This is a genomic window from Paenibacillus shenyangensis (assembly GCF_000346635.1).
Taxonomy (GTDB): Bacteria; Bacillota; Bacilli; order Paenibacillales; family Paenibacillaceae; genus Saccharibacillus; species Saccharibacillus dauci.
Genome location: NZ_AOIG01000052.1, coordinates 1 through 1,217 on the forward strand (window position 1 = coordinate 1; position 1,217 = coordinate 1,217).

The following is a 1,217-nucleotide window of genomic DNA, read 5'->3' on the forward strand; positions in this document are numbered from 1 at the left end:
ACTAATGAACATTTGGGGGTGCATTTTTCATGACAGAAAAAGGACAGAAGTTTAAAAAGTATTCGTTGGAACTCAAGAAAGAAGCCATTCGTTTACATATCGAGGAGGCCTGGACGTATCGTCAAATCACAGCTCATTTGCAGATTCACGACGCAGACCGGGTCAAAAAATGGATGCGGAAATATCGGGAGCAAGGCGAGTTTGGATTACTCGATCAGCGAGGACGAAGAGAGACGTACATCGATTCAGATCGACAGATGAACCAATTAAAACGAGAGAATGAACTGCTAAAAAAGTGCTTGAAAATCTGGAAGGAGGAGGAACGAAGACGCGGTATTCGCTCATTCGACTAGTAAACGAACGGGGACAGATTCAGCGGCTCTGCCAGCTGTTTGGTGTCTCCAAAAGCGGTTATTACGCCTGGTTGAAGCGGCAATCCATCGACCGGGATGTGGAGGATAAGCAAGTCGTAAGCAAAATCTACACCAAATACAAGGGAATCTACGGCTACAGACAATTACAATTGTTCCTGTGGCACGACGAAGGCGTGTGGATGAATCACAAAAAAGTGCTTCGACTCATGCAGAACCTTGGCATTCAGTCTCGTATTCGTAAAAAACGTCAGTATAGGTACACGACCAACAAGGCGGAACGAATCGCTGAGAATGTATTCAACCAGAATTTTGTCGCTCACCGACCGAACGAAAAATGGGTCACGGACATCACGCAAGTTCTCATCGGCGAGCGCTGGTTATATCTGTCTGCCGTCAAAGATCTTTTCAACAACGAAATTGTGGCATACGCCATCGGCGAACATCCCAACAAAGAACTGGTGCAACGTACGTTTCAAAAGGCGTTTCGCAAACGAAAAGACGTGACAGGCGTGGTCGTTCATAGCGACCGCGGAGCCCCGTACACGTCTCATCTGTATCACGACATGCTGCCCAAGGTTGGCGCCCAAATCAGCATGTCTCGTGGAGGGAATTGTTATGACAATGCCTCCATTGAGAGTTTCTTCTCCTCGTTAAAGACCGAAGGACTCTCCCTCTATTCTATCCGAAGCTGGAAAGAAGCGCAAAAGCGAATGGAAACCTATATCCGCTTTTACAACACCAAACGACCACAACGAAAACTAAATAAACTGACGCCGGTAGAGTACCGACGCCAGTTTGCTTGATGGGGCTTTTTTAACTGTCTACAAAATAGGGGCTTGACCA

At 46.8% G+C, this 1,217-nt stretch carries 2 protein-coding genes; both read left to right on the forward strand.

Going from position 1 to position 1,217, the window contains the following annotated elements:
- Nucleotides 1-29: 29 nt before the first annotated feature.
- Nucleotides 30-353 (forward strand): helix-turn-helix domain-containing protein, encoded by a 324-nt coding sequence (locus tag H065_RS0124705; RefSeq protein ID WP_017815782.1) that lies wholly within the window; start codon nt 30-32, stop codon nt 351-353.
- Entirely contained in the window at nt 296-1,177 is an 882-nt protein-coding gene (locus H065_RS0124710; RefSeq protein WP_152425991.1) for an IS3 family transposase, read from the forward strand. Before H065_RS0124705 ends, H065_RS0124710 begins: the two co-directional genes overlap by 58 nt.
- Nucleotides 1,178-1,217 lie beyond the last annotated feature (40 nt).